A 25,250-nucleotide genomic window follows, 5' to 3' on the forward strand; every position below is an offset into this window, starting at 1 on the left:
AAAACGAACATGCAATGTGTGCGAAACGACAGTATTCAATCGCTATATATGTTCGTTACCGTGGTCGGCATGAATGATTCGCTGCGAGGCGCCCGCATAGCGACCTTTGTCTACTTCAGCCTGTGCGGCACCCTGATGGGCACCTGGGTGGTGAACATCCCGGCCATCGAGGAGCGCGTGGGCATCACCCACGCGACGCTCGGGGGGCTGCTCGTACTGCTGGGCCTCGGCGCCTTCATCGGCATGCAGGTGGCCGGGAGTCTGACCGACCGTCTCGGCGCGCGCGTCGTCGTCCCCGCCACCGCCGTGCTGTGCAGCGCGGCCCTGGTGCTCCCCGGTCTCCCCCGGGACCCGTGGACACTGGCCGGCGCCCTGCTGCTCTTCGGGTTCTGCAACGGCTGCCTGGACGTGAGCATGAACGCCCACGCCGTACACGTGGAGAAGGCCTACGGCCGCCCCGTCATGTCGGCCTTCCACGCCACGTTCTCGGTCGGCGGCGTCCTCGCCGCGCTGGTCGGAGCGGCTACGGCGAGCGCCGGCCTGAGCCCGGCCGCGGGCATGGGCGCCATGGGAACCCTGGGCATCGTCATCGCCCTGGTCACGGCACGCGCCCTGCTGCCGGCCACACCCACCCCTGCCGAGGCCGCGTCCACGCGGGATACCGGACAGACGCCGGGCCCCGGGCGCCGTAGCACCGGCGGGCGCATCTGGATCCTCGCAGGCCTGGCCCTGATGGTCATGCTGTGCGAGGGAGCCGCCAACGACTGGAGCGCCCTGCACCTCAAGGACGTCCTCGGCGCCCCCGCGAGCACCGCCGCCTTCGCCTACGGCACCTTCGCCGCGACCATGACGATCGGCCGACTGCTCGCCGACCGCTTCGTCGCCCGGTTCGGCTCGATGGCGATCCTGCGCTACGGCGCGGCCACGGCCGGCGTCGGCATCACGATCGTGACGGTCTCCCCCTGGACATGGGCCGCGTTCGCGGGGTGGGCGCTGTTCGGTCTGGGGCTGTCCGGCTGTGTCCCGCAACTGTTCAGCGCGGCCGGGCACGCCGACCCCTCCGCTGCGGGAGCCAACGTCTCGCGGGTCGCCGGGCTCGGCTACGTCGGCATGCTCGCCGGCCCCGCCGTCATCGGCTGGCTGACCCACCTCGTCGCCCTGAACCACGCCTTCGTCCTGCTGATCCTGCTGTGCGCGACCACCGCCGTGGCCGCCGGGATCCTGCGCACCGACTCCGCCCGCACACCCGAGCCGGCACACGGCACCCCCTGACCGCCTGTGCGGCACGGCTCACTCCGTGCCGCACAGGCTTCGCCGCCCGCCCCGGCCACCAGAACCCGGAGGAACTCCCACCATGCCGACCGCCCGCAGCATCGTGCTGTTCGACCTCTTCGGGGTCATCGCCCGCCACCAACTCCCGGGCGCCCTGGGCAAGATGGCCGCCCGCTGCCACACCCCGGTCGAGACCTTCACCATGGCCTACTGGGACTGCCGCCCGCCCTACGACGCCGGTCGCCAGTCCGCGTCCGAGTACTGGACCGCCGTACTACGACGGCTGACCCTGTCCGCCGACCCCGACACGATCGAGGAGCTGCGCCTCACCGACATCGACAGCTGGTCGCGCGTCGACGACCGGATGGTCGCCTACGTCCTGTCCCTGCGCGACGTCGCCGAGGTCGCCCTGCTGTCCAACATCCCCGCGGACCACGCGGACGCCTTCCTCGCCGCGCAGCCCTGGCTGTACCACCTGGACCACGTCGCCTTCTCCGGAAAGATCAAGGCGGCGAAGCCGGACCCGGCGGCCTTCCGGCACTGCGTCGACGTCCTGCGGGCCGCCCCGGCCGACTTCCTCTTCGTCGACGACCGCGAGGAGAACGTCGGCGCCGCGCGGGTCATGGGCATGAACGGCCACGTCTTCACCGGTCGCGACGAGTTGGCGGCGGTCGTCGGCCCCTGGTTGGGACGGACCGTCAGCCCCGGCCAGGTCTGACGGTCCACGTACGCCGCGAGGCGGCTCGCCCGGTCCGGTCAGTCGAGGGTGTCGCCCTTCACCGTGCGCGTCGAGCCGTCGGCCAGGTGCAGGGTGACGGTGCCGGTGATCGCGCCGTCGGGCCACCAGGCGGTGAAGCGGCCGTCCTGGATCGTGGCCTCGGTGGTGTGCCCGTGGTCCCGGATGGTGATGCCCGTGACGGCCGAACCCGCCCATCCCACAACGTAGTTGAGCTCCTCGTCACCGCTGCCCCGGGAACCCGGCGTGTCCACCTTGATGTGCCCGTCGGGCTGCTCGCGCACCGGGGAGATGCCCATCGACGTACCCCCGTCCGAACCGGCCAGGCAGCACGCCGACACATCGCCGCGCGTCCGGCGCCCGTACGGGTGCAACAGGCGTACGGGAAAACCGCGTTGGGAAGGCGCGACCTCGGGTCGACGGCAGCACGATGTCCGGCCGGGTCACACGCCCGGGGCGTCTCCAGGCTCCGGACGGAAGGGGCACTCACCGACGTGGGTCGCGGGGGCAAGGGCCCTCGGGGAACCCTCGGCCGGCGTGGCGCGCGTGTCGCCGGTCTCGTCCGACGGCGGGGTGAAGGCGACGTCCAGGCGGGTCAGGCCGCGGAAGTTGAGGCTGCGTTGCCACTTCGGGGGCTCGGTGCCGTCGAGGCGCAGGTCGGGGAGGCGGGCGAGGAGGGCTTCCAGGACGATCGCGCCCTCCAGCCGGGCCAGCGCCGCGCCGAGGCAGAAGTGCGGGCCGTGTCCGAACGCCATGTGCCGTCCGCCGCCGGGCCGTTCGAAGTCCAGCACATGGGGATCGGGGAACACGGCCGGATCCCGGTTGGCGGCGCCGCACACCAACAGCACCGTCTGCCCTTCGGTGATGGTGCGGCCCGCGAGGTCCAGATCGTGCCGGGCCCGGCGCAGCATGAGCTGGACGGGGGCGTCGTAGCGCAGGAGTTCCTCGACCGCGGCGGGCAACAAGTCCGGCCGCTTGCGGAGTTGCTCGGCCGCGTGCGGGTTGCGGAGGAGGGCGAGGGTGGCGTTGCCGATGAAGTGGGTGGTGGTCTCGTGGCCGGCGATCAGCAACAGGGCGCAGTTGGCGAGCAGTTCGTCGGTGTCCTGGCCAGTGTTCTCGGCCTGTGCGGTCACCAGGGCGCGCAGGCTGTCCGGGGCCGGCGGCATTTCCGGACTGGTGAGGAGCTCATGGAAGTAGGCCAGCATGTCCTCCATGCTCTGCGAGGCCTCGCGGTTGCGGTCGGCGTCGAGGCGGGAGTTGCCGATGGCCTCGGCGACCGGCTCGGACCAGGCCGTGAGGGCGGGGCGGTCCTGCTGCGGTACGTCGAGGAGGTCGCAGATGATGGTCAGCGGCAGCGGGCGGGCGAGGTCCGCGACGATGTCCATCCGCCCGGTCGGCGCCGCCTCGTCGATGATCCGGTCGACGGCCTCGGAGATCCGGGCGCGGAGTGTCTCAACTGCCCGCGGGGAGAAGGCTTTACTGATCAAGCCCCGCAGCCGGGAGTGGTCCGGGGCGTCGTTGTAGAGCATCTGGCGGCTCAACACCCGGGCCAGCGGCCGCAGTTCCTCGGACACGGCCTCGATGTCGGGATAACGCACCGAGGACAGCGCCGGGTTGCCCGTCGCGCTGCTGACCACTCCGTGCCCCAGCGCGATCCAGGCGCCGAGGTTACGGTCCCAGAAGAGCTCGTCGGTGTTCCGCAGCTCCTCGTAGAAGTCGTAGAGGCGCTCCTGGACCTGGGGGCGAAAGGCCGGCAACAACGAAGTAGTGGTGCGCATCGCGCCAGGCTAGATCATGTACGGACATGGCGGAGTTGCCGTTCCGGAAACAGGCTGTGCCGGTTCGATTCGCACATCGCGGTCGCCGTCACGGCTGCTTCTCGCCCGCTCTTCCGAAGCGTGTCTCGACGGTCGCGGCGACGACAGCCGCGGAGACGGCCAAAAGACCGACGACGAGCGGCAGTTGGACGGTCACGCCCGTCAGGGAACCGGCCAGCGCCGTTCCGGCGGAGCCTGACGTGATCTTCAGGGCCGCGACCCAGATGAAGACCTGTCCGCGCGCTCCGCTCGGCGCGTACTCCGTGCGGGCGGCGAGGGTGGAGGCGAAGAAGAAGGAGTTGAGGATCCCGGTGAGGGCGTACGCCGAGACGGTCACCGTGAAGGCGGGGCTCGCGGTGACGGTGAGGAGGCCGGCGGCGACTCCCAGGGCGAGGCGGCGCATCAGCCGGTCCGGGTCGCCGGTGAGCGGGAAGACCATGACGGCTATGGACCCGGTGAGATTGCCGAGGCCGTACGCGGCGGTCAGTACGGCCGCGGTGGCCGGTTCGACGCCGAGGATCTTCGTCATGTGGACGGCGGTGATCGGCAGCGCGGCGACGCTCAGGGCGACGGTCATGGTCAGGTAGACGGTGCGCCGCAGCGGGCCGGTGCGGGCCATCAGCGCGAGGGTGGCTCCCGGCCTGAGGATCGCCGACCTGTCGCCGCCGTGGGACGGAGCGGCGAACGGCAGGAGCAGGACTCCCCCGGCGGCCGTGGCCGCGCCCACCGCGAGGGTGAGGGCCGCCGCCGTCGGCGAGACCCAGCCCGACAGGGCGGCCACCAGGGACGGACCGACGGTGCCGCCGATGCCGTAGGTGGCCACGTCCCAGCCCTGGGCCCGCCGTTGCGCGCGCAGGCGCGGCCGCGGTCCGACGATGGCAGGCAGCCGGCTGCTGATACCCCCGGTCAGCAACGGCCCGCAGGTGCCGGCCCCGGCCAGGAGCAACCCGGTGAGTAAGGCAGGCGCGTGGCCGTACGTCAGTACTCCCGCCGTCAACACGGTCGCGTACAGCAGGCAGGCCGCCGCGATGACCTTCCGGCCGTCGCGGGCGAGGTCCAACGGCCGTGCCACGAAAGGGCCGAGCAGGTGCGGGGCGGTGATGCAGGCACCGAGCACCCCGGCGAGCGTCCCGGATCCGCCGGACGAGGTGACGAGCAGGACGACGGCTACTACGGCCCCGCCGTCGGCGGTACGGGCGAGGGCCGCGGCGACGACGTAGCGCGCCAGGCCGTCGCCACCCGTACCGCCCTCTCTTCCGGGCGAGGGCGCAACTCCCCACGCCCTGGGCGTACTTGCTGTGTGCTGCTGTCGCATGGCGGTTCGCGCTCAGGAGGTGAGGCCGAGGGTGTCCAGCGCGGCGGCGACCTCCTGGCGGGCGGTCTCGTCCAACCCTCGCAGGGGGCGCGGCAGGTTCGGCTCGCCCGTCAGGCCGAGGTGGGAGGCGGCGGCGGAGATGACACGCAGGCTGCCGTGGCGGCGGAACAGCACCCACAGTGGTTCGAGCCGGTCGGACAGTTCGACCGCCTGGTCCGCGTGGCCGGCCTGGGCGGCGCGAGTGATGGCGAGGGCGGTCTCCGGGAAGGTGCCGCCGAGCACCGAATACCAGGCGTCGCAACCGGAGTTGAGGCCGCGTGCGGCCGTCCAGTCACCGCTCACCCCGATGGTGACGGAGTCGGGAATCAGCGCGCGCAAGGCGGCGACACGGTGCTCGGCCTCGCGCGGATCGTCGGGCACTCCGGGGATCTTGATCGAGCCGACGTTCGGCAACTGCGCGATACGGCCGTGCAGTTCGTCGGTGAAGTGCACATGCGTGGTGCCCGGGTTGTCGTAGACGCAGAGCGGCACGGACAGCTCGCGCGTGACGTCCTCGTAGAGCCCGAACACCTCGTCCTCGGTGAGCAGTTGATACGTCATCGGGGCAAGCAGCACCCCGGAGGCACCGGCCTTCTGCGCGTCCTCGGCCAGCTCCAGCACGTGCGAGGTGCGCAGGGCGCCGATCCCGACGATCACGGGAGTCCCGGCGGCGGCCTCGACCGCGATCTTCGCGGCGTGGGCGCGCTGTTCGCGGGTGAGGTAGGCGTAGTTGCCGGTGGAGCCGAGCGCGCCGATGGAATCCACGCCGGCGGCGGCGAGTCGGGCGACGAGTGCCGCGTACGCCGGTTCGTCGATGCCCTGGTCGTTGGTGGGGGTGAGGGGGAAGGCGCTCAGGCCGCGGAACATGGTGGCTCCTTGAGTCGAGTGGGTGGGTGATCGGGTTTTTGGTCAGTCGGCCGTCGAGCGCAACTCCGCGACGACTGCGGCGAGTTCGGCGGCGAAGGTCTCGGCCTGCGGCTCGGTGATGGTGGAGGAGGTGACCCGGATCGCGCCCTGGTGGGCGGCCGGATCCGGCGCGAAGAGGTGACCCGACCGCACCGCCCAGCCCCGCCGCGCCAGGCCCGCGACCACGGCCCGTCCGTCGACGTCGAGTTCGATCCAGACGTTCAACCCGTCGGGCCGGTACGGGACTTCGATGCCCTGGGCGCGCAGCCGCTCGACGAGCAGGCCGCTGCGCTGGGCGTAGAACTCGCGGGCGCGTTCGTGGAGTTCGTGGACCCGGGGATCCAACAGGAGCTCACGGGCGGCGTGTTGCAGCAGACGACTGACCCAGGTGGTGCCGGCGCTCAACCGCGCTTCCAGGCGCGCGGTGGTCTCGGCGTCGGCGGCGACGAGGGCGAGGCGCAGATCCGGTCCGAGGAACTTGGACACGGACCGCACCAGCGCCCAACGGGTACTGCCCGGTGGGGTGACCCGGTGGTATGGCCGCGCGGAGACGGCCGAGAAGTGGTCGTCCTCGATCACGAGAACCTGGGGGTGCTCCGCGAGGATCGCCCGCAGATCGGCCGCCCGTTCCTCGGTGAGGCTCGCGCCGGTCGGGTTGTGGGCGCGGGGCGTGCAGACGACCGCGCGGGCACCGGCTTGCAGGGCGGCCCGCAGCGCGTCGGGGCGCATGCCGGCGCCGTCGACCGCGACGGGCGCGGAGCGGTAGCCGCTCAGCCGTAGCGTCCCGATGCTCGCCAGGAAGCAGGGGTCCTCGATCGCGACCAGGTCTCCGCGGGTGAGGTGAGCGTTCAGCAGCCGCTCGGTGGCGTCCACCGCGCCGTGCGTCACCAGCGTGCGGAACGGCTGGTCGATGTCCTCGGCGAAGTCGGCGCGGGCCCATTCGTCCAGCGCAGGGTCGACAGCGGGCGCGCCGTACAGCGGCGGGCTGTACTCCCCACTCCGGGCGGCGCCCAGGAGATCGGGCAACAGCATCGGATCGGGATTCCCACTGGCCAGGTCGACACCGTCGCCCCCGACACCGGCCGCGACACCTTCGCGCGCGAGCTGCGGCACCGCCGCGACCACTGTCCCGCCCCGCCCCCGCGTCTCGGCCACGCCCGCCTCGACAAGCCGCCGGTACGCGAGGGCGACCGTGTTCCGGTTGACCCCCAACTCGGCCGCGAGCACGCGCACCGGGGGCAGGCTCGCCTGCGGCGCCAACTCGCCCGAGGCGACCTGGTCCCGCACGCTGCCCGCGATCTCGGCGGCTGTGGTGCCCTTGATACGCACGTGATCGGCTCCGCTCGAAGTGAGGGTTTCGTCCTATGCCAAAGTTTGTCCTAGGCCAAAGATAAGGCATGGGCGGCGGTGAGGTTTCATTGGGTCTCGGGTTCGGGTTGAGTGGGTAAGCGGGGGCCGTCACTGTGCGCGCCCACCGGGAGCTGGTCCGACGAGCACGCCCCGGCTACGACTCCACGCCCACGCCGCCGTCCCGTCCGCGTCCGAAGCGGCGATCGGTACCGTCAAGCAAACGCTCGCGGAGCCCGAACACCCTTATGAAGCACGGCGGTTGTCTACCGCGAGACCTTCCGTTCGTCGGCCTTGAGGCCGCGAAGTGTCCAGAGTCCGTACAAAGCCAGCAGCGGTTTGACGACCGTCCACTCGCCAAGGCGGTAGTCGTCCGCGCGCACCAGCCTCTGGGCAAGATCGGGGCGCTGTCTCCGCAAGTACGCACGGGCCTTGAGCGCATGAGCCGGCTGGGAGGCGATCTTGATGCGGTCCACGTCTTCGAGCAGGGGGATCACGTTCGTGATGTTCTCCCATGTCGTCGCGCTCTGGTCCTCCAGGAGCACCGTGCCGTCGAACTCGAGCACCGACTTCGCGTAGCCGGCCATCAGTTGGGCCTCCGCGGTACCCTTGCCGGGCGCACCGCCGCTGAAGATCACGCACGTCCGTCGCCCGCCGTCAGCGGCGATGGAGCGAATGCCGGCACGGACCCGCCACCGGTTGATCAAGTTCGCCGTAGCCTGGGGATTCCGGTACCCCAACACCACCACGGCCTCCGAAGCGCCCTCGCTGTTCCCCACCAGAACCCGGGACCAGCGCCCGTTCAACCACTCACCCCAGGCCAGGGTCGCCACCCCGGCCATGGCCAGTACCGTCCTTCGCCGCATGCGGAGACTTTAGGACACCTCGGGAACGGACCATCGAGCGCCAGGAGAGGACCGTCACCATGTCAGATCTCGCCGCCGAGCTCACGGCGTTCATGACTCGGTATGAGCAGGCCACCAACAGTCACGACATCAGCCGTGTGGCGCCGTTGATCGATACGGACGCCGTCTACTGGTTCTCCGACGGTTCCCATCGGGGCCTGGGCGAGATCACGGGAGCGATCGAGCGGACCTTCGCGACCATCCACGACGAGGTGTACGAGATCCAGGATCTCGAGTGGGTTGTCCTGGCTGCCGACCACGCCGTATGCCGGTACCGCTTCTCCTGGACGGGCGTGGTCGACGGCCGGCCTCGGTCCGGACAGGGACGGGGCACGAACGTGCTCGTGAAACGGGCGGGCGAGTGGAGGATGCGCCACGAGCACCTGAGCCCCTGATCTGTGGGTCCGTTCCCAGCACGGTGGAACCCGCGGCGTCAGGGTCCGGGAGGGCACAGACGTCCCGTGCCCTGATGCCGGACCGACCGCGGACCGCCCGACACATGACGGACGGCGCCGCAGGGCGGAACGCTCAGCGCCAGCCGAGTTCCGGTGCCACCTGGGTCAGGATGCTCTCCAGCACATGGGCGTTGTAGTCGACCCCGAGCTGGTTCGGGACGGTCAGCAGGAGGGTGTCCGCCGCCTGGATGGCCTCGTCGTCCCGGAGTTGCTTCACGAGTACCTCCGGCTCGGCGGCGTACGAGCGGCCGAAGATCGCCCGGGTCGTGTCGTCGATCATGCCGACCTGGTCCTGCGAGTTGCGGTCGTGGCCGAAGTACGCGCGGTCCATGTCGTCGGTCAGGGCGAAGATGCTGCGGCTGACGGACACCCGCGGCTCGCGCGTGTGCCCCGCCTCCTTGTACGCCTCGCGGTACGCCTCGATCTGCTTGCGCTGCTGGACGTGCAGCGGTTCGCCCGTCTCGTCGTCCTTCAGCGTGGAGCTCTGCAGGTTCATCCCCAGCTTCGCGGCCCAGACGGCGGTCGCGTTCGAGCTGGAACCCCACCAGATCCGTTCGCGCAGCCCTTCGGAGTACGGCTCGACGCGCAGCAGCCCCGGCGGGTTGGGGAACATCGGCCGCGGATTCGGCCGCGCGAAACCCTCGCCCTCGATCACCTTGAGGAAAGCCTCGGCATGCTGGCGGGCCATGTCCGCGCCGGTCTCACCCTCCGCGGGCGCGTAGCCGAAGTAGCGCCACCCGTCGATCACCTGCTCCGGTGACCCACGGCTGATGCCGAGCTGCAGTCGGCCGCCGGAGATCAGGTCGGCGGCGCCCGCGTTCTCGGCCATGTACAGCGGGTTCTCGTAGCGCATGTCGATCACGCCGGTACCGATCTCGATCTTCGACGTCCGCGCACCGATCGCCGAGAGCAGCGGGAAGGGACTGCCCGCCTGCTGCGCGAAGTGGTGGACGCGGAAGTACGCGCCGTCCACGCCGAGTTCCTCGGCGGCGACCGCGAGGTCGATGGACTGGTGCAGGAAGTCCGCGGCGGACCGGGTCTTGGAGTGCGGACTCGGCGACCAGTGCCCAAAGGAGAGAAAACCTATCTTCTTCACACAGCCTGAAGCGTTCCGCCGCCATGATTGATTCCCCGCGCCCGCACGGTGTGACCAGGCGTCCGGCCGACGGGACGACCGTCACGGAATCCAGGGCGGGGTTGTCGAGCGATCACACCTCGGGAGAGACTTCTACAGCACTGTAGATTGAAACGTGTGGCCGGTACGCTGTAGCGGCCTTGCCCCCGTGAGAAAGCAGACCTGATGTTCGGCTTGAGCGAACTGGCCGTGATCCTTCTCGTCGTCGTGGTCGTCCTCGGGATCAAGAAGCTGCCGGAGCTGACGCGTTCGGCGGGCAAGGCGTCCCGGATCTTCAAGAGCGAGGCCAGGGCGCTCAGGGAGGACGATCCCCGGCGCCCCTGACAGCAACCCTGGCAGCCCCCCTACTCCGGCTGACCGGCGAACAGTTCCAGATGCGCGCAGGCCGGGCAGCGAAAGGCGTCGATCTGCCAACGCAGTCGGCCCATCTTCCTGGCGTTGCCGAGCGGGCCGCGCTTCAGGGGACCCGCGATCCACCGCGCGAACCCGCGGGAGCCTTGCCCGGAGTCCTCGACGAAGCCCGGCTCCAGCCCCACCGCACCGCATTGGGTGCACCGTATGTTGTTCACCGAGGGACGGTTCCCTTCAACGCCCTGTCCGACACCCGGAGTTGGGACGTCGGACAGGACCACCCCGCCGAGTCGCCCGCCGGAGAGACGGGCGACTCGCCGTCCGGTCACCAACTCCCAAGAACTTCCCGGCAGTTCGGCAGCCCTGTCACAGATGGGCGGCGACAGCGGGCATCAGATCCTGGAACGTCCGGCCCGTCGCGGGCTCGCCGATCGCCTTCAACTGCCAGCCGCCGCCCACCCGGTGGAGCTTCGCCATGATCTGCGCCGTACTGGTGCCGCCACCGCTGAGCGTGTACCGGGCGAGTTCCTGCCCGGTGGTCTCGTCGATCAGCCGGCAGAAGGCGTTCTGCACTTCGGCGAAGGTCTGCCCGGTGAAGGAGTTGACCGTGAAGACGATCTGGTCGATACGGGCGGGGACGCGGCCGAGGTCGACGAGGATCGTCTCGTCGTCACCGCCCGCGCCCGCGCCCCCGGTCAGGTTGTCACCGGTGTGCCGGACGGACCCGTCGTCGCTGGTCAGGTGCCGGAAGAAGACGACCTCGACCGGCTCGCGGCCGGCGAAGAGCAGCGCCGAGGCATCGAGGTCGACCTCGCGGGGACCGGTCAGTCTGGCCAGGAAACCCTTGCGGGGTGCGGCCTGCCAGCCGAGCCCCATCCGTACCGAACTCAGCGCGCTGCCATCGGACTTGCTCAGGCTGATCTGCTGGCCCTTGCCCAGGTCGACCGACATACGTGATCCCTCCCCGTACCGGTTCTCAGACGCCCACGCCGAAGTCGGACGCGATACCCGCCAGCCCGGAGGCGTAGCCCTGGCCGACGGCACGGAACTTCCACTCCGCACCGTTGCGGTACAGCTCGCCGAAGACCATCGCGGTCTCGGTCGACGCGTCCTCGGACAGGTCGTAGCGGGCGAGTTCGGCGCCGCCGGCCTGGTTGACGACGCGGATGAACGCGTTGCGGACCTGGCCGAAGGACTGCTGGCGGTTCTCGCCGTCGTGGATCGAGACGGGGAAGACGATCTTGTCGACCTCGGCCGGTACGGCGGCGAGGTCCACCTTGATGGACTCGTCGTCGCCCTCGCCCTCACCGGTGGTGTTGTCGCCGGTGTGCTCCACCGAACCGTCGGGGCTCTTGAGGTTGTTGTAGAAGACGAAGTGCTGGTCGGAGACGACCTTGCCCGAGGCGTTGAGCAGCAGCGCCGAGGCGTCCAGGTCGAAGTCGGTGCCGGTCGTGGTGCGCACGTCCCAGCCCAGGCCGACCAGCACCGCCGTAAGCCCCGGTGCCTCCTTGCTCAGCGAAACGTTGCCACCCTTGGACAGGGAAACACCCATGATTCGTTCCTCCACGCATACCGACGGTCCGGGTCCGCGGCTCGGACCCGAACTCGAATCTACAACACTGTAGAAATAATCGCGGAGGATGGAGAGAAGGGTACGGGGAGGACAGGACGGCGCGGCCGAATCGCACCGCGTCGATACGATGGGACGATCGCGAACCCGCAACGGCGCACGCGACCCCACGGACGTACACAGGAGGGAGACGGAGCATGGCGAGACCGGATGCGCGCCCTCAGCGGCGGGCACAGGGCGAGTTGGAGACACAGGTGCTCAGCGTCCTGCGCACGGCCGACGCGCCGGTGACCGCGGCCTGGGTGCAGGAGCGGCTGGACGCCGAGCTCGCGTACACGACCGTGATGACCGTGCTGAGCCGGTTGCTGGAGAAGCAGGCCGTGACCCGGGTGCGGGAGGGCCGCTCGTTCGCGTGGTCGCCGGCCGCGGACGAGGCGGGACTGGCCGCGCTGAAGATGCGCAAGGTGCTCGATCGCGAGCAGGATCGCCGGGCGGTGCTGGCCAGCTTCATCACCGCTCTTCCGGAGGACGACGAGCAGTTGCTGCGCGATCTGCTGGACCAGGCCACCGACGAGTCGGCGGGCTGACGTCCCGTGGGCGTCTTCGTCTTCCTGCCCCTCGTCCTGCCGTTGACGGCCTGGCCGATCGCCCACCTCGCCGCCCAGCACCTCCATCCCCGCACCGCCACAGGCCTGTTGAGCGCGATGGCCGCCGTCATGGCCCTGTGCAGCACGCTGTGCCTGGCCTTGCTGATGGTGGTCGGCACCGCCCAACTCCCGGGCAATCCCCTGCCGGACGGCTGGTCGGACCCCGAGGTGCGCGAGAGCGTGCCCCACGACGAGATCGTGGGCAAGGCAGCGATCCCCGTCCTCCTCGCCGTGGTCGTGAGCTGCGCCCGAACTCTCCGGCGCCACCGCCGAGTTCGGCGCCGGGCCCACGCAGCACTCGCCGGACTGCGCGACACCCCGGTCGCGGTCCTCCCCGACGACGAGCCGTACGCCTACGCCCTGCCCGGCGGCCCGCGCGACCGCATCGTGGTCACCACCGCCCTGCTCGCCTGCCTCAACTCCCGTGAACGCCAAGCCCTGTTCGCCCACGAACGGGCCCATCTCACCGCCCGCCACCACCGCCACCTGTTGATCGCCCAACTCGCCGCCCGCGCCAACCCGTTCCTGCTGCCACTGCGCACGGCGGTCTCCTACGTCACGGAGCGCTGGGCCGACGAAGAGGCCGCCCAGTCCGTCGGCAGCCGTAAAGCCGTCGCCCGCGCGATCGGCAAGGCGGCCCTCGTCTCCCGCGCCACGCCGGCGCCGACCCTCGCGGCCCTCGCGGCGCCGGGCCCGCTCCCCCGCAGGGTCGCCGCCCTACTGGCCCCGCCGCCCCCGGCACGCACCTGGCCGCCGCTCTTCACGGCCGTGAGCCTGGCCCTGTGGAGCGCGGCGGCGGGTGCCGCCCTGTCCGCGACGTTCTCCGCGAACTCGGCCGTGACACTGCTGCTCCTCCTGCACGCGGCGACCCCACTGTAGGCAGCGGGTCCGCGCAGGCCGTAGGCGCATGACCGACAGGGTCCAACTCCCTTCGGCCACCGTGCAGTTGCGTTCGCCCGCTCCGTGATCGGCCGAACCGGACGACCGCCGCGAGGGCCGCCCGCATACAACACCGTCCGGCCCGTCCGGCGACATGCGACTGCTTCCTGACTTGGGGGCGGCGTCATCGGGCTGTGCCGACCGGGGCGGGGTCCAGGGCTTGGATGCTGTCGAGGAGCTGCCCGAAGGTGATCTTCTCGTCGGCGGGGCCGTAGTCGAGGGCTTTGAGGACCAGGCGCGCTGTCCTGACGGCCGGATCGAGTGATGCGCGCACCAATTCCATGACCGGGTCTTGAAGTGACGTCATACGGTCATCGTTGCGGCACAGCCCGTCCGGTGTCAGGCGAACATGTGACTCGTCCGAAAGGCGAACTGCAGCCAGTAGTTGCTGATGGAGCAGCCATCCCGGATGCGATGTACGACCTCCGCCCGGTCTTCCGGGACATCGAGATCGACTACGACTCCGCCGACTTCGGCCCATTCAAGGCCTCGGCAAATCCGTCGGTGACCTCGTGGACGTCACCGATGCTCTCGTCCCCAGATCGGAGGTGACTCCTGAACTGGCGGGACGCCATCGGCAGCAAGCGGCACTGCGCCATCGCCCTCAGCCGCGCTCCCGTACGACCACCTTCGCCGCACCGCAGGCGGAGCCTCTCTCCCCTCCCGGTCCCCCGGGTCGGGAGCGCTGCCTCGGCGCCGCGAAGTTCAAGGACCTTACGCGGTAAGTCAGTTGCCGGCCTCCGTGGCGAAGTCGGGCAGTTCCGTGGACAGCAGGTGCTCGGCCCCGTTGTCGAGCAGTCGCTGCATCTCGTGGGAGCGGGGCAGCATCGTCTTCTCGTAGGCGTGGATCGCGTCGTCGACGGTCTCGTGGTGTGCGATGGCGAGGGCGAGTTCGCAGGCGTCGAGCATGGCGAGGTTGACGCCGACGCCGAGCGGGGGCATGAGGTGGGCGGCGTCGCCGAGGAGGGTGATGGTGGGGTTGTGGGCCCAGGTGTGCGGGACGGGGAGGGCATGGATGGGCCGGTCGACGTAGGGGCCGTCGTTGTCGGTGATCAGTCGGCGCAGGCGGGGTGACCAGTCGCGGTACTGGTCGAGGAGGTACGCGCGGATGCCGTCGGTGTCCTGGGCGGCCAGTCCCTGGGCGGTGATCCAGTCGGCGGAGACGCGCTGGATGGCGTAGACGCGGATGTGGTCTCCGCTGCTGCGCTGGGCGAACAGGCCTCGGTCGCCGTCGGCCGCGGCGGCGCTGCCCTGGCCGACGAGGTCGGCGATGTCGGGGTGCCGGTTCTCCACGTCGTCGAACCAGGCTTCGAGGAAACTGACGCCGGTATAGCGGGGAGTGGCCGGGGAGATGGCGGCCCGGACCTTGGACCAGGCGCCGTCGGCGCCGATGACGAGGTCGGCCTCGGTGGTGGTGCCGTCGGTGAAGTGCAGTCGGCGGGGTCCGGCTGCGGGGCCGTCGACGGAATGGAGGGTGTGTCCCCAGTGCACGGTGCCCGGCTGGAGTGAGTCGAGGAGGAGGTCGCGGAGTTGGCCGCGGTCGATCTCCGGCTTGAAGCTTTCGCCTTCTTCGGGGGTGTGGTGGAAGAGGAGCGTGCCTGCCGGGTCCAACTGACGTGACTCCTGCCCCTCGGGGCGGGAACGTCGGAAGAACTCCTCCAGCAGGCCGGCTTCACGCAGGGCGATCTGGCCGTTGTCCTCGTGCAGGTCGAGGGTTCCGCCCTGATTGCGGGCGTCGGGGCCGGTTTCGTGGTCGTGGACGGTGGCGGTTATGCCGTGCCGCTGGAGGATGCGGGCGCAGGTCAGGCCGCCGGGGCCGGCGCCGATGATCGCGATTCGAGGGGTGGGGGTGGGGTTCGTGGTGGTGTTCATGGTGGCGCTCCGTTCGGGTTGCGCGAACTGTGTTGCTGCGCACGGGGGTTGGGGCTAGTGATGGTGGTGACCTGGGGGTTCTCGGTGGGGTCGGCGAGTGCCGGCATGCCGAGCCCCCTCAACTGCGATGCCGTGCGCGGGAGTTCTGTCAGGTGACCGTGGCGACCGGCGCGGTCTCGGCAGGGTCGGCGGGCGCGGGCACACCGGAACGCTTCAACCGGCGGTGATCCGCGAACCGCCACTCCAGAAGAGCACACCGACTCACTAAGTGCAACCGTTGCACTTTCCAGTCTGCTCCACTTTCGCATTCGCTTCACCGAAGAGTAAGATCCCAGGCATGCCCGACACGGACACCACCACCCCCACCCCGGCGGCACCGCTGGGGCGCCGCGAGCGGAAGAAGGCAGCCACCCGCCAGACCATCGCCGACGCCGCCCTGCGGCTGTTCCTGGAACGCGGCTACGACGACGTGGGCATCCGCGAGATCGCGGATGCCGCCGACGTGTCCACCACCACCCTCTTCAAGCACTTCCCGGTCAAGGAAGCCCTTGTCTTCGACGAGGACGCCGACCAGGAGGCGCGACTGCTCGCCGCCGTACGCGAACGCCCGCAGGGCCAGTCGATCCCCGGCGCACTGCGCGAACACGCCCTGCGTTACCGCATGGCTGCCACGGGCGGCGACGACCGCTACACCGCGTTCTTCGCACTGGTCGACAGCACCCCGGCGCTGCGCGACTACGTCCAGGGCATGTGGCTGCGCCACGCCCACGCCCTGGCTCGCGCCATCGCCGAGGACAGCGGCCTGCCGGCGGACGATCCCACCTGCGCCGCCCTGGCCCACTTCGCCCTCGAAGCCCCGCGCACGGCCCGCGGCCACGACGACCCACGCCAGGCCGTCACCCGCGCCTTCGACCTGCTCGAACACGGCTGGGAGAGTTCGCGCCCACCCGCCCCGGACGGACAGGGTGATGCTGATGCCCTCAACGCCGGGCAGGGGCAGGGTAGTTGAGCCACGCCGGCCGGCTCAGCACCGTCCCGTTCACCCGGACGGCGTGCGGCCGCCAGCCCCTGGGCGGCACGGGGGGGCACCAGGACGGAGGCATCGGACGCCGTGCCGCCGGCCGGCGGGACCGCGCCGAAGACCAGCAGCCCGGTCATGAAGACCGAACGGCGGCCGAAGATGTCACCGAGCCGGGCGCCCAGCAGGAGGAAATCGCCGAACGCCAGGATGTAGGCGTTGGCGATCCAGGACAGCCCGGTCAGTCTGACGCTCGCTCATCATCGCAGGTCATAGCGGTCCCGCTCGCCGATCACTGCGCCCGTTCAACACGCTCGGCACGTTGGCGGTCCCCGAGCAACAACCGGGCACGGCAGACCAGTTGATCCGCCCTGCCCGGCAGGAGTCCGCCCCGCTCACGCACGCACGACCGATGTCACACCAGGCGCCGGATCTCCCCGCGCACCCGGTAGAAGCCGGCCGAGGAGGAGTGCAGCGCGTCCACCACATACCGCGCCCCGGGCTCGCGTATCGCACGTGGGAACTGGACGTTCCAACCGGGCTCGTAGCCGTCGGAGACGACATGCACCCGCACCCGGCCGCCCTGTTCGAAGCACTCCACGACGACTCCGCTCCCCGGTGCGGGGACAGCGCTGACCGTGGCGACGGAGGCGGCGGTGGTCAGCGGTGCGAACGTCGGCAGTGCGGCCGCCAGCTTGATGTCCGCGGCGACCGGGACGGTGCCCGACTGGGCGGCGGTGATCGCGGCCTCGCTCGCGTCGATGCAGGCGAGCGAGCCGTCCGTGGAGACGATGTACAGCCGTTCGTCGTGGTACTGCATCGAGAGCGCCGAGCCGCCGCCCGTGCCGAGCTTCCACAGCCGGGTGCCGTCGGCGGTGAAGCAGTAGACGGAGGACGCCGAGTCGCCCGCGAAGACGTACCGGCCACCGGCGGACGTGGCGCACGAGTACACGGCGGCATCGCACTGGTAGGAGGCCTCGACGGCCCCGGAGGACTTCGCGAGGCGCTGGACGACCCGCCGTCCCGTCCCGGCGTAGACCGCGTGCTCCTCCTGCCAGCCGAAGAGCACATTGCCGTTGGTCGCCGTGTGCCAGAGTTGTCTGGCGCCGTCCGCCGCGTACGCCGTCACACCCTGGCTGTGCCCGTGGTAGACGGCGTGGTCGTCGGCGCGGACCATCCACGCGTTGTCCCCGGACGAGTTGCGGGACCACTGGAGTTCGTCCTCGTGGTCGATGACCGTCAGTCCGCCGTTGCGGTCGGAGACGTTCAGCACGCCCGCGTGGATGTCCAGCCAAAAGATGTCCACCTCGGCCGCGATGTCGTAGGCCGCGAACGGCACCTTCGAGGAGAGGTCGTAGACCCGGCCGTCGTCGCAGCCCGCGTAGATCCAGAAGTCGTCGGCCACCAGGCACTTCACCCCGTCGGGCAGGGAGTAGTGCGCGAGCACCTCGCCGTCGTGGCTCAGGTTGTAGACGCTGCCGTGCTGGTTGCCGACCCAGCAGCGGTCCTCGTCCACGTGGATGCCGAACGCCGAGGCGCCGGTGCGGAACCGCCACAGCACCGGGGCGGTCGCCCGCGCGGTCGACGGGGCGGACGTGACCTGACGGCGCGTCACGGGGCGGGCCGCGCGCTGGCCCTGGACGGCGGGCGCGTACCCCTTCCGTACCTTCTCGGCTATCTTCTTCGCGGCCGCCGCCTGCGCCTTCTCGACGGTCGGGAAAGCGGAGGTCTGGTGCTGCCCGTCCACGCCGATCCGTCCGTACCGCACGGAGACGGTGGTGCCCTCGACAGTCACCTCGTAGAACTTGTGGGCGCCACCACTCTCCTGGGACAGCTCCAGATAAGTCGTGTTCCCCGACTGTCGTGTCTGCGCAGCGGACACAGCGCATCCCTCCCCAAGGCCCGGTCGACCGGGACGGCCGATCTTCAGTGATTCCAAACTAGCGGTGACCACTGACATCGCCGTCCCCGGCCTGATCCGGGGGCCCTGAGCCTTCCTCGCGCCCTGCCGGCAGACGGGCATGGATGTCGCCAGCGGTCACGGATGTCGCGGGTGGTCACGGTGCCGGTCGTCCGGGTGTCTCGTGCGGAATCGGGGCCTCGTCGGTGATGGGGGTGATGCGCACGGTGGCCGCGCGGGCCCGGTCGGTGGTGATCCCGCCTGACTCGCCGACGTATTTACGGACGTGGGCGCGGACGAACGCACCGTCCGGGATGACGACGAGGCCGATCTCGACGCTGTCCCGGAGTGGTCCGTCGTCGGTCCGCGCGGCGAGGACGATCGAGTAGGCGGCGTCCAGGGCCGCGAGCTCCCGCGCGGTCCACGGGCACCAAGGGCAGCCTGCTGACCGTGCAGAAGTCGCTGCCGTTGCTCACCGAGTCCGCGTCGGTGATTCTCCTGGCGTCCACCACCGTCCACCAGGGCGTCGACCGGATGGGCGTCTACGCCGCGTCCAAGGCCGCCGTGCGCAGCCTGGGCCGGACCTGGGCCGCGGAACTGGCCCCGCGCGGCATCCGTGTCAACGTCATCACGCCCGGCCCCATCGCCACTCCCGCCATCGACGGCCTCGCCGACCGGTTCGGCCAGAGCACGCAGGACCTCCACGCCGCGCTGGCCGCGGACACCGCGCTGCGGCGCATGGGCCGTCCCGAGGAGGTCGCCGCACTCGCCGCCTTCCTCGCCGGCCCCGAAAGCTCCTTCATCACCGGCGCCGAACACTTCGTCGACGGCGGACAGGTCCAGGTCTGACCAACCGCGACGCGGCGCCGCCCGCCCACCCCATGGCGGACCGCGCCGCGAACCCCGGCATCGAGGAACGCGCGCCAGTCTCCAACGAGCAGGTGCAGACGTGCAGTTGGGGCGTGGCACCCTTCCCGGCGGCCGGCGTCGAACCCGCCGTCCGCCTCGCCGACGAACTGGACCTCGGCCACCAGACCATGACGACCATCGCTGGCCACGACATCAGCGCGGGCATCGACCTGCCGACCGAAGTGGTCCGCCGGCTCATGTCGGGCGCCGCCCCTCGGGGCAGGAACAGGGGCGCGTCTCTAGGGTGTCGGGAACCCGCCGACCGCCCGCTCGTAGGTGTGCGCGACGCGCAGCACGGTCGCGTCGTCGAAGCGCCTGCCGGTGATCATCAGGCCGGCCGGGAGACCGTCGACGAGGTCGGTCGGCACGCTGCACGACGGGTGGCCGGTGACGTCGAAGGGTGCGGTGTTGCCGACCATCGACAGCGCGAGGTGCAGATAGTCGGGCAGGGAGACGTCGGTCGGTGGGATCTCCTTGGCCGTGTAGGGGACCGTGGGCATGACCAGCACGTCGTACCGGTCCAGTGCCGCGTCGTAGGCCGCGCGGACCTGCGGGAGGAGGCGGCGGGCCATGCCGTAGTACTTTCCGCCGCCCGCCTCGAAGGTGTAACGGCCGGACAGGCCAACGAGTTTGACGGTCTTGGAGAGCAGGGCGCCGCGCTCGACGCGGCCCTGTGCGTAGTGGGCGATCAGCTCCGGGTCGTAGAAGTCGTCGGCGTTCATGCCGTAGGCGTTGCCGTCGAGCATCTGATACGCGGCGCCCTCGGTCGCGACCACGTTCCACACGTGGAGGGCGTCCAGGTGCCAGGGGATCGACACCTTCTCGACGGTGAGTCCGGCCGAGGCCAGGACGTCGATCGCGGCGTGCACGGCGTCGTCAACTCCCGGATCCGACACCGGCGTTCCGAAGCCTTCCGTGACGACTCCGACGCGCAGACCCGAGGCGGGTTCGGCGAGGGCGGCCAGGTAGTCGACCGGTTCGATCACGTCGGGCTGGCGCGGGTCGAAGCCGTCGGCGCCGGCCAGTACGCCCAGCATCGCGGCCGCGTCGGTGACGGTACGGGTCATCGGGCCCACGTGGTCGATGGTCCGCTCGATGGGGAAGGCGCCGGTGTAGGGCACCAGGCCGTGGGTGGGCTTGTGTCCGACGATGCCGCAGAACGCGGCCGGCATCCGGATCGAGCCGCCCTGGTCGCCACCGAGGGCGACGTCGACCTCGCCGGTCGCCACCAGTGCGGCACTGCCGCTGGACGAACCTCCCGCGTTCCGGTCCGTATCCCAGGGGTTGCGCACCGGTGCCGGCTGCGAGGTGAAACTGGCGCCGGAGAAACACAGGTCCTCGCACACCGACTTGCCCGCGATCGTCGCACCCGCGTCGAGCAACCGCCGTACGACAGTGGCGTCTTGGCGCGGGACGAAGCCCTCGACCGTGCGCGAACCGTTCATCATCGGGACGCCCGCGACGGCGATGTTGTCCTTCACCGCGACGGTACGGCCCGCCAGTTGGCCCTCGGTGGACTCGGTGAGCGAGGTCTTCACGTACCAGGCGCCGAGTGGGTTCTCGGCCGGTGCGGGTGATGTCCAGGAGCGGTCCGGGGCGGTGGGGGCCGTGCGTTCGTAGAGCTGCTCGACCACCGCCGAGGAGGCGAGGGAGCCCGCCACCGCGGGCGCGAACTCCTCCAACTCCTCGGCGGACAGGCCGAAATGGAAGTGCTGGGCGATCGCCGCGAGGCGGGTGGCATCGGGTGCGGGGAGTGATGACAAGGGACGACTCCTTTTCGGCTGGACAGTCATCAACCTAGAACATCGCGCCAATAGGTCAATACTTATTGACGTAACTTCGCCGTTAACCGGCCCGGGCCGCGTGGAACTGTGCCGAGCGGATCGACGGTGCTACAGCGAGACCGGTCGCAGTCCGGTGGCGGTCGCCTCGGTGACGAAGAGGTGCTGGGTGACCCGGCCGTTGTCGTCCAACGTGACGGTCCCGCGCGGGAGTTGGAACCTCCCGGGACGCATCGCCTCGGCGATCAGGCGTGGTTCGTCCGCGCCGACCCGGCGCGCGGCGGACCACCAGATGTGCGCGGCCTCGAAGACCGACTCGCTCAGGGTCGACAGGGGTGGGGCCCAGCGGCCGTATGCCTCCCGATAGCGGTGCAGGAGTACGGCGTTGCCGGGCGACGCCAGTTGCCCGACGTAGCCGGAGACGGCGTACAGGCCGGGGGCCGCGTCGGCTCCGACGTGTTCCAGGGTCGACTCGTCCATGGCCGGTGCGAGCGTGACGCAGCGCTCGCGCAGGCCCGTCGCGTGGCACTGCCGCTCGAACGCGGCGGCGTCCGCGCCGACGAACGTGGAGAGCACGATGTCCGCGCCCGAAGCGGTCACCGCGTCGATGACCTGGGTGAAGTCGCGCGTGCCCAGGGCTGCGTACCGCTCCCCCACCACCCGCGCGCCCGATCGCGGCAGGATGCGACGGGCGGCCGCGTGTGTGCTGCGCGGCCAGCAGTAGTCGTTGCCGGCCAGGAACCAGCGCTTCCCACCGGCCGCCCGCATCAACGGCCGTACCGCCGTGGCCAGTTGGTCCTCGTGGTGCTCGCCGAGCTGGACGCGCAGCGGGCCGGTGCCGCCGCCCTCGTTCATGTGGGGCTGGATCAGGAGCACTTCGGTTCCGGCGAGGGCCCGTGAGACCGCGAAGTAGGTGGCGGAGGTCGTGGCGACCAGGATCGTGCGGCAGCCGGCCCGGACCAGTCGGCGGGCCTCGGCGACGCCGACCGCCGGGTCCGAGGCGTCGTCGCCGACCAGCAGTTCCACGGGGCGGCCGCGCACCCCGCCCTCGGCGTTGATCTCCTCGACGGCGAGCATGGCCATGTGGTCCGTCGCGGCCCCGAACATGCTGCCCAGGCCGGACTTGCTGTTCAGCAGACCGAGTCGCGGATTCGGATTCGGCGTGGACCCGCGACCGGCCGGCAGGCCGCGGCGGCGCAACAGCCACTCCAGCCCGGCCTCGTCGAGTTCGGCGAACAGGCGGACCCTCGTCCCGCCCCGGTCGGCGTCGAAGCGCAGCTTCATCCGGCCCCGCCACGGCTGGTCGTGCACGATCTCGATACGACCGCCCTGGCCTGCGTGGCCGCGTGCGTTCCCGCGTGCGGGCGACGGCGGCCGTACCTCGCTGATGCGGCCGATGATCTCCACCATGTCGGAGACCGGGCCGCCCAGCGGAGCGCCCATCCGCACCACCGCGCCCACCGCGACCCGGTCGCACACGGCGTCGAAGACCCAGCCGGCACCCGCGCCCGCGCCGAACAGGCCGAACGTCGCGCTCGGCGATGCCCGGGTCCATTCCTCGGCGGGCAGGAGGAGTGCGGCCATCACGTCACCTCATCAGGCGGACCGGCCGTCCTGGACGTCCGGGTCGGTGGTCGCGGCCTCCGTCGCGGTGGCGGCGCGCCCGGCGTCGGCGAGCGCGCCCTGGAACAGGGCCTGCAACGTAGCGATGACGTCACGCGCCGGGCCGGCCGGATCGATCGAGTAGTGCCGGAACCGGCCCGCCTTCCGCTCGGTCACCAGACCGGCGGCACGCAGGACACGCAGATGGCTGGAGACTCCGGTACGGCCGATGCTGGTGATCCGCTCCGCCAGCTCCCCCACGGTGCACTCCTCGCGCTCGGCCAGCACGCCCAGGATCTGGCGGCGTACGGGGTCGGCGAGCGCGTCGAACGCCAGGTCTGCGGGCACCTGTGTTCGCCCCCTCCATAGGTCAGCGACGGTTGACATGTCCCAGCGTAGTCGAGGGTGCCACACCACTGTGCGGAGCCGCCCGCGTGGTCGTGACGCGCAGGCTGGAGCGGCTGATTTCCAGCACCTCCCGGTACGGCAGCACCGTCCAGCGGTCGTCGGGCTGCGGAATACCGCTGGAGGCCACGACCACCCGGTCCTCGTCGACCCGGTAGCGCAGCCGGAAGAAGTCGGGGCCGCGCCGCCTGCTGACCTCGGACTCCGGGTCCTCGTCGGCGTACGCGTACAAGGCGTCCTCGGTGAGCAGCAGGCAGTTGAGGCTGGCGTAGGCGGCGGCCCGCTCCCGGACGTCCGCAGCTGCGCGGGCGAGTGCGTCGACGGGGCCCGTCTCGCGCAGCAGGGTGAGCACACGCAGGAAGTACCGCTCGGAGTCGGTGCTCCCGGCCGCCCCGGCCAGCGGTTCCGGCGCGATCAGGTCGTCGAGGATGTCGTACGGCGTGAAGTATCCGTTGTGCGCGAAGGCCACGGTGCCGGCCGTGAACGGGTGGGTGTTGCCGGGGACGACCGGCAGCCCGGGGCTCGCCAGCCGCAGGTGCAGCAGGGCGGCGTCGGTGACCGTGCCGGTGAGGGTCCGCTCCCAGGAGTCGGTCGCGGCGGCGGGCTCAAGTCCCTTGACGACCAAGGGATTTGACCCGCTCCCCCGCCCGGCGGCGATGCCCCAGCCGTCACGGTGCTCAAGGCTCAGCTCGGTGAACGGCCCGATCAGGCCGTCCAGTGCGGTGTCGAGCGGCAGGGGGGCGCGGGTGACCACGCCGAGCAGGCGGCACATGCCGGTTCGCTCCTCTCTCGCGTTGCTTACGGCTTGCGTTGATTACGTCTCGCGTTGCTTGCGGTTCTTCTCGTACGCCGGTGTCAGGCGCGGCGCGCTTCCAGCCATGAAGCGGCCCCGGACAGGGCGGAGTTGACGGCGATGAAGCAGGCCGCCGCGACCAGGTAGGTGGAGAGCACGGCGTGGTAGTACTCGCCCAACACCTTTGCCTGGTGGAGCAGTTCGAGGTAGCTGACCACATAGCCCAGCGTCGAGTCCTTGAGCAGCCGGACCAACTGGCTGACCAGCGCCGGACTTACGGCTCGCAGCGCCTGCGGGACGACCACGCACGCCATGGTCTGACGGTGTGTCATACCGAGGCTGTACGCGGCCTCCGTCTGTCCGCGCGGCAGGCTCAGCACCCCCGCCCGGAAGATCTCCGCGACGACGGCCGCGTTGCCGAGCACGATGGGGATGACCAACTGCCAGAACACGGGGAACGTCAGGCCGACTCCGGGCAGCCCGAAGAGGAACACGTACAGCAGGAGCAGCAGCGGTACGGACCGGAACAGTTCGACGTACGTCCGGGCGAGCGCGCGCGTCGGCCGGTTGCGGGCCAGTCGGCCGAGCGCCACGAGGCCGCCCAGCGGGAAGGCGAGTGCGGCGGCGACCGCGGTGACCAGCAGGGTCTGGCCCAAGCCGGAGAGCAGGAAGCGGATGATGGGCCACTCGCCGAACATCCGCCACTGGTCGGCATCGAACTGTCCGTGCGCCGCGAACTGCCGTACGGCGAAGGCGAGTAGGCCGGCGAACACGGCCAGGGAGACGGCCGTCGCGATCCTGATCCGGCGCCGGGCGCGCGGTCCGGGCGGATCGAAGAGGAGGTGGATGTCGTCGTCGCGGCGCGCTCTCGTGACCGGCTTCATCGGGCCACCGCCAACTTCCGTTCCACACGGCCGGCGACGAAGCCGGACGTGAGGGTGAGGGCGACGTAGATGACGGTGGTGAGGGCGAAGCTGGTCAGCGGCTGGTCATAACGGAGTGTCAGGAACTCTGCCTGGCCGGTGAGTTCGGCGACGCCGACCGCCGCCGCCAGTGAGGTGCTCAGGGCGCAGCCGATGAAGATGCTGCCCAGCGGCTGTACCATCGGGCGCACGGCCTGCGGCAGGATCACATGGCGCAGGCACTGCCCGAAGCCGAGTCCGAGCGCGCGGGCGGCCTCGGCCTGGCCGCGCGGTACGGCCCGTACGCCGGAGCGCACGACCTCGCACACGAACGCGGCCCAGTACAGGGCCATCGCGGTGCTCACGGTGGCGAACAGCGGGTACAGCAGCCCGACATCGGGCAGCCCGAACACGAAGAGCACGAGCAGGACGAGGAGCGGGATGTTGCGGAAGACCGTGACATAGCCCGCGCCGAACGCCCGCAGCGGTGCCACCGGGCAGATCCGCAGCACGGCGACCACGAGGCCGCCGGCGACCGCGCCCGTGAAGGCGAGCGCGGTCATGGCGAGCGTCAGCAGCAGTCCTCGCCCCAACTGCCCGGCGATGGCGTCGACATGGGTGAACATGGGGTCGG

At 70.7% G+C, this 25,250-nt stretch carries 27 protein-coding genes; 8 read left to right on the forward strand and 19 right to left on the reverse strand.

What is annotated here, in order from left to right:
• The first annotated feature begins 69 nt into the window (after positions 1-69).
• Positions 70-1,272 (forward strand): MFS transporter, encoded by a 1,203-nt coding sequence (locus tag ACIBK4_RS14095; RefSeq protein WP_398994893.1) that lies wholly within the window; start codon positions 70-72, stop codon positions 1,270-1,272.
• Between the two features lie 82 nt (positions 1,273-1,354).
• The gene (locus ACIBK4_RS14100) at positions 1,355-1,990 is read left to right on the forward strand and encodes an HAD family hydrolase (protein WP_398994894.1); all 636 of its coding nucleotides are present in this window, start codon (positions 1,355-1,357) and stop codon (positions 1,988-1,990) included.
• A 38-nt stretch (positions 1,991-2,028) separates the two neighbouring features.
• Here ACIBK4_RS14100 and ACIBK4_RS14105 read toward each other — a convergent pair whose 3' ends face one another.
• From ACIBK4_RS14105 to ACIBK4_RS14130, 6 genes are all read right to left on the reverse strand, one after another.
• A complete protein-coding gene (locus ACIBK4_RS14105; RefSeq protein ID WP_398994895.1) occupies positions 2,029-2,307 on the reverse strand; it encodes a hypothetical protein in 279 nt (92 codons plus the stop codon).
• Positions 2,308-2,451: 144 nt separating this feature from the next.
• Positions 2,452-3,786 carry a cytochrome P450 gene (locus tag ACIBK4_RS14110; protein WP_398994896.1) on the reverse strand — a complete coding sequence of 445 codons (1,335 nt, stop codon included), beginning with the start codon at positions 3,784-3,786 and terminating at the stop codon, positions 2,452-2,454.
• An 88-nt stretch (positions 3,787-3,874) separates the two neighbouring features.
• Complete coding sequence (locus tag ACIBK4_RS14115; RefSeq protein ID WP_398994897.1) at positions 3,875-5,140, reverse strand: MFS transporter; 1,266 nt, start codon at positions 5,138-5,140, stop codon at positions 3,875-3,877.
• A gap of 12 nt (positions 5,141-5,152) precedes the next feature.
• On the reverse strand, positions 5,153-6,046 hold the full coding sequence (locus tag ACIBK4_RS14120) for a dihydrodipicolinate synthase family protein (RefSeq protein ID WP_398994898.1): 894 nt from the start codon (positions 6,044-6,046) through the stop codon (positions 5,153-5,155).
• Between the two features lie 42 nt (positions 6,047-6,088).
• Complete coding sequence (locus ACIBK4_RS14125; RefSeq protein WP_398994899.1) at positions 6,089-7,414, reverse strand: aminotransferase class I/II-fold pyridoxal phosphate-dependent enzyme; 1,326 nt, start codon at positions 7,412-7,414, stop codon at positions 6,089-6,091.
• Positions 7,415-7,698: 284 nt separating this feature from the next.
• Complete coding sequence (locus ACIBK4_RS14130) at positions 7,699-8,298, reverse strand: YdcF family protein (protein WP_398994900.1); 600 nt, start codon at positions 8,296-8,298, stop codon at positions 7,699-7,701.
• 59 nt (positions 8,299-8,357) lie between these two features.
• On the opposite strand from ACIBK4_RS14130, the gene ACIBK4_RS14135 reads away from it, so the two are divergent.
• Complete coding sequence (locus ACIBK4_RS14135) at positions 8,358-8,732, forward strand: YybH family protein (protein ID WP_398994901.1); 375 nt, start codon at positions 8,358-8,360, stop codon at positions 8,730-8,732.
• 133 nt (positions 8,733-8,865) lie between these two features.
• Here the strand turns inward: ACIBK4_RS14135 and ACIBK4_RS14140 are convergent, their stop codons facing one another.
• Positions 8,866-9,888 (reverse strand): LLM class flavin-dependent oxidoreductase, encoded by a 1,023-nt coding sequence (locus ACIBK4_RS14140; RefSeq protein WP_398994902.1) that lies wholly within the window; start codon positions 9,886-9,888, stop codon positions 8,866-8,868.
• Positions 9,889-10,092: 204 nt separating this feature from the next.
• On the opposite strand from ACIBK4_RS14140, the gene ACIBK4_RS14145 reads away from it, so the two are divergent.
• Positions 10,093-10,251: a twin-arginine translocase TatA/TatE family subunit gene (locus tag ACIBK4_RS14145; protein WP_366430446.1), complete on the forward strand. Its 159-nt coding sequence runs from the start codon at positions 10,093-10,095 to the stop codon at positions 10,249-10,251.
• A gap of 20 nt (positions 10,252-10,271) precedes the next feature.
• Here ACIBK4_RS14145 and ACIBK4_RS14150 read toward each other — a convergent pair whose 3' ends face one another.
• The 3 genes from ACIBK4_RS14150 to ACIBK4_RS14160 all read right to left on the reverse strand — a co-directional run bounded on the left by ACIBK4_RS14150 (position 10,272) and on the right by ACIBK4_RS14160 (position 11,830).
• On the reverse strand, positions 10,272-10,463 hold the full coding sequence (locus tag ACIBK4_RS14150; RefSeq protein WP_398995059.1) for a hypothetical protein: 192 nt from the start codon (positions 10,461-10,463) through the stop codon (positions 10,272-10,274).
• Between the two features lie 181 nt (positions 10,464-10,644).
• Positions 10,645-11,229, reverse strand: a complete 585-nt coding sequence (locus ACIBK4_RS14155; protein ID WP_398994903.1) for a TerD family protein — start codon at positions 11,227-11,229, stop codon at positions 10,645-10,647.
• Positions 11,230-11,254: 25 nt separating this feature from the next.
• On the reverse strand, positions 11,255-11,830 hold the full coding sequence (locus ACIBK4_RS14160) for a TerD family protein (RefSeq protein WP_398994904.1): 576 nt from the start codon (positions 11,828-11,830) through the stop codon (positions 11,255-11,257).
• Positions 11,831-12,045: 215 nt separating this feature from the next.
• Between ACIBK4_RS14160 and ACIBK4_RS14165 the strand changes: the two genes are divergently transcribed.
• Together ACIBK4_RS14165 and ACIBK4_RS14170 are read left to right on the forward strand one after the other, a co-directional pair.
• Positions 12,046-12,435 carry a BlaI/MecI/CopY family transcriptional regulator gene (locus tag ACIBK4_RS14165; protein ID WP_398994905.1) on the forward strand — a complete coding sequence of 130 codons (390 nt, stop codon included), beginning with the start codon at positions 12,046-12,048 and terminating at the stop codon, positions 12,433-12,435.
• A 6-nt stretch (positions 12,436-12,441) separates the two neighbouring features.
• The gene (locus tag ACIBK4_RS14170) at positions 12,442-13,374 is read left to right on the forward strand and encodes a M56 family metallopeptidase (RefSeq protein ID WP_398994906.1); all 933 of its coding nucleotides are present in this window, start codon (positions 12,442-12,444) and stop codon (positions 13,372-13,374) included.
• Positions 13,375-13,558: 184 nt separating this feature from the next.
• Here ACIBK4_RS14170 and ACIBK4_RS14175 read toward each other — a convergent pair whose 3' ends face one another.
• A complete protein-coding gene (locus ACIBK4_RS14175) occupies positions 13,559-13,741 on the reverse strand; it encodes a hypothetical protein (RefSeq protein ID WP_398994907.1) in 183 nt (60 codons plus the stop codon).
• Between the two features lie 419 nt (positions 13,742-14,160).
• The gene (locus ACIBK4_RS14180) at positions 14,161-15,306 is read right to left on the reverse strand and encodes an FAD-dependent oxidoreductase (RefSeq protein ID WP_398994908.1); all 1,146 of its coding nucleotides are present in this window, start codon (positions 15,304-15,306) and stop codon (positions 14,161-14,163) included.
• A 337-nt stretch (positions 15,307-15,643) separates the two neighbouring features.
• Here ACIBK4_RS14180 and ACIBK4_RS14185 point away from each other — a divergent pair, with 337 nt between their 5' ends.
• Positions 15,644-16,315: a TetR/AcrR family transcriptional regulator gene (locus ACIBK4_RS14185; RefSeq protein WP_398994909.1), complete on the forward strand. Its 672-nt coding sequence runs from the start codon at positions 15,644-15,646 to the stop codon at positions 16,313-16,315.
• A 424-nt stretch (positions 16,316-16,739) separates the two neighbouring features.
• Here the strand turns inward: ACIBK4_RS14185 and ACIBK4_RS14190 are convergent, their stop codons facing one another.
• On the reverse strand, positions 16,740-18,206 hold the full coding sequence (locus ACIBK4_RS14190) for a WGR domain-containing protein (protein ID WP_398994910.1): 1,467 nt from the start codon (positions 18,204-18,206) through the stop codon (positions 16,740-16,742).
• A 366-nt stretch (positions 18,207-18,572) separates the two neighbouring features.
• Here ACIBK4_RS14190 and ACIBK4_RS14195 point away from each other — a divergent pair, with 366 nt between their 5' ends.
• Positions 18,573-19,073, forward strand: coding sequence for an SDR family oxidoreductase (locus ACIBK4_RS14195; protein ID WP_398994911.1), 501 nt, complete (start codon positions 18,573-18,575; stop codon positions 19,071-19,073).
• A gap of 299 nt (positions 19,074-19,372) precedes the next feature.
• Here ACIBK4_RS14195 and ACIBK4_RS14200 read toward each other — a convergent pair whose 3' ends face one another.
• From ACIBK4_RS14200 to ACIBK4_RS14225, 6 genes are all read right to left on the reverse strand, one after another.
• Positions 19,373-20,896 (reverse strand): amidase, encoded by a 1,524-nt coding sequence (locus tag ACIBK4_RS14200; protein ID WP_398994912.1) that lies wholly within the window; start codon positions 20,894-20,896, stop codon positions 19,373-19,375.
• A gap of 129 nt (positions 20,897-21,025) precedes the next feature.
• A complete protein-coding gene (locus tag ACIBK4_RS14205; RefSeq protein ID WP_398994913.1) occupies positions 21,026-22,498 on the reverse strand; it encodes a substrate-binding protein in 1,473 nt (490 codons plus the stop codon).
• Positions 22,499-22,510: 12 nt separating this feature from the next.
• Complete coding sequence (locus ACIBK4_RS14210; protein ID WP_398994914.1) at positions 22,511-22,864, reverse strand: ArsR/SmtB family transcription factor; 354 nt, start codon at positions 22,862-22,864, stop codon at positions 22,511-22,513.
• Positions 22,865-22,886: 22 nt separating this feature from the next.
• Entirely contained in the window at positions 22,887-23,693 is an 807-nt protein-coding gene (locus ACIBK4_RS14215; RefSeq protein ID WP_398994915.1) for a class II glutamine amidotransferase, read from the reverse strand.
• Between the two features lie 83 nt (positions 23,694-23,776).
• The gene (locus tag ACIBK4_RS14220) at positions 23,777-24,598 is read right to left on the reverse strand and encodes an amino acid ABC transporter permease (protein ID WP_398994916.1); all 822 of its coding nucleotides are present in this window, start codon (positions 24,596-24,598) and stop codon (positions 23,777-23,779) included.
• Positions 24,595-25,242, reverse strand: coding sequence for an amino acid ABC transporter permease (locus tag ACIBK4_RS14225; RefSeq protein WP_398994917.1), 648 nt, complete (start codon positions 25,240-25,242; stop codon positions 24,595-24,597). The genes ACIBK4_RS14220 and ACIBK4_RS14225 overlap by 4 nt, the downstream gene beginning before the upstream one ends.
• Positions 25,243-25,250: the final 8 nt, after the last annotated feature.

This window comes from Streptomyces sp. NPDC050528, from assembly GCF_044457795.1.
Lineage (GTDB): Bacteria > Actinomycetota > Actinomycetes > Streptomycetales > Streptomycetaceae > Streptomyces.

Excerpts from the sequence above, each read along its gene's own strand:
- ACIBK4_RS14165 (WP_398994905.1), top strand. The coding sequence starts at position 12,046 with ATGGCGAGACCGGATGCGCGCCCTCAGCGGCGGGCACAGGGCGAGTTG.
- ACIBK4_RS14110 (WP_398994896.1), bottom strand. The coding sequence starts at position 3,786 with ATGCGCACCACTACTTCGTTGTTGCCGGCCTTTCGCCCCCAGGTCCAG.
- ACIBK4_RS14225 (WP_398994917.1), bottom strand. The coding sequence starts at position 25,242 with ATGTTCACCCATGTCGACGCCATCGCCGGGCAGTTGGGGCGAGGACTG.
- ACIBK4_RS14155 (WP_398994903.1), bottom strand. The coding sequence starts at position 11,229 with ATGTCGGTCGACCTGGGCAAGGGCCAGCAGATCAGCCTGAGCAAGTCC.
- ACIBK4_RS14105 (WP_398994895.1), bottom strand. The coding sequence starts at position 2,307 with ATGGGCATCTCCCCGGTGCGCGAGCAGCCCGACGGGCACATCAAGGTG.
- ACIBK4_RS14095 (WP_398994893.1), top strand. The coding sequence starts at position 70 with ATGAATGATTCGCTGCGAGGCGCCCGCATAGCGACCTTTGTCTACTTC.
- ACIBK4_RS14160 (WP_398994904.1), bottom strand. The coding sequence starts at position 11,830 with ATGGGTGTTTCCCTGTCCAAGGGTGGCAACGTTTCGCTGAGCAAGGAG.
- ACIBK4_RS14180 (WP_398994908.1), bottom strand. The coding sequence starts at position 15,306 with ATGAACACCACCACGAACCCCACCCCCACCCCTCGAATCGCGATCATC.
- ACIBK4_RS14205 (WP_398994913.1), bottom strand. The coding sequence starts at position 22,498 with ATGGCCGCACTCCTCCTGCCCGCCGAGGAATGGACCCGGGCATCGCCG.
- ACIBK4_RS14215 (WP_398994915.1), bottom strand. The coding sequence starts at position 23,693 with ATGTGCCGCCTGCTCGGCGTGGTCACCCGCGCCCCCCTGCCGCTCGAC.
- ACIBK4_RS14100 (WP_398994894.1), top strand. The coding sequence starts at position 1,355 with ATGCCGACCGCCCGCAGCATCGTGCTGTTCGACCTCTTCGGGGTCATC.
- ACIBK4_RS14115 (WP_398994897.1), bottom strand. The coding sequence starts at position 5,140 with ATGCGACAGCAGCACACAGCAAGTACGCCCAGGGCGTGGGGAGTTGCG.
- ACIBK4_RS14145 (WP_366430446.1), top strand. The coding sequence starts at position 10,093 with ATGTTCGGCTTGAGCGAACTGGCCGTGATCCTTCTCGTCGTCGTGGTC.
- ACIBK4_RS14175 (WP_398994907.1), bottom strand. The coding sequence starts at position 13,741 with ATGACGTCACTTCAAGACCCGGTCATGGAATTGGTGCGCGCATCACTC.
- ACIBK4_RS14185 (WP_398994909.1), top strand. The coding sequence starts at position 15,644 with ATGCCCGACACGGACACCACCACCCCCACCCCGGCGGCACCGCTGGGG.
- ACIBK4_RS14120 (WP_398994898.1), bottom strand. The coding sequence starts at position 6,046 with ATGTTCCGCGGCCTGAGCGCCTTCCCCCTCACCCCCACCAACGACCAG.
- ACIBK4_RS14135 (WP_398994901.1), top strand. The coding sequence starts at position 8,358 with ATGTCAGATCTCGCCGCCGAGCTCACGGCGTTCATGACTCGGTATGAG.
- ACIBK4_RS14130 (WP_398994900.1), bottom strand. The coding sequence starts at position 8,298 with ATGCGGCGAAGGACGGTACTGGCCATGGCCGGGGTGGCGACCCTGGCC.
- ACIBK4_RS14220 (WP_398994916.1), bottom strand. The coding sequence starts at position 24,598 with ATGAAGCCGGTCACGAGAGCGCGCCGCGACGACGACATCCACCTCCTC.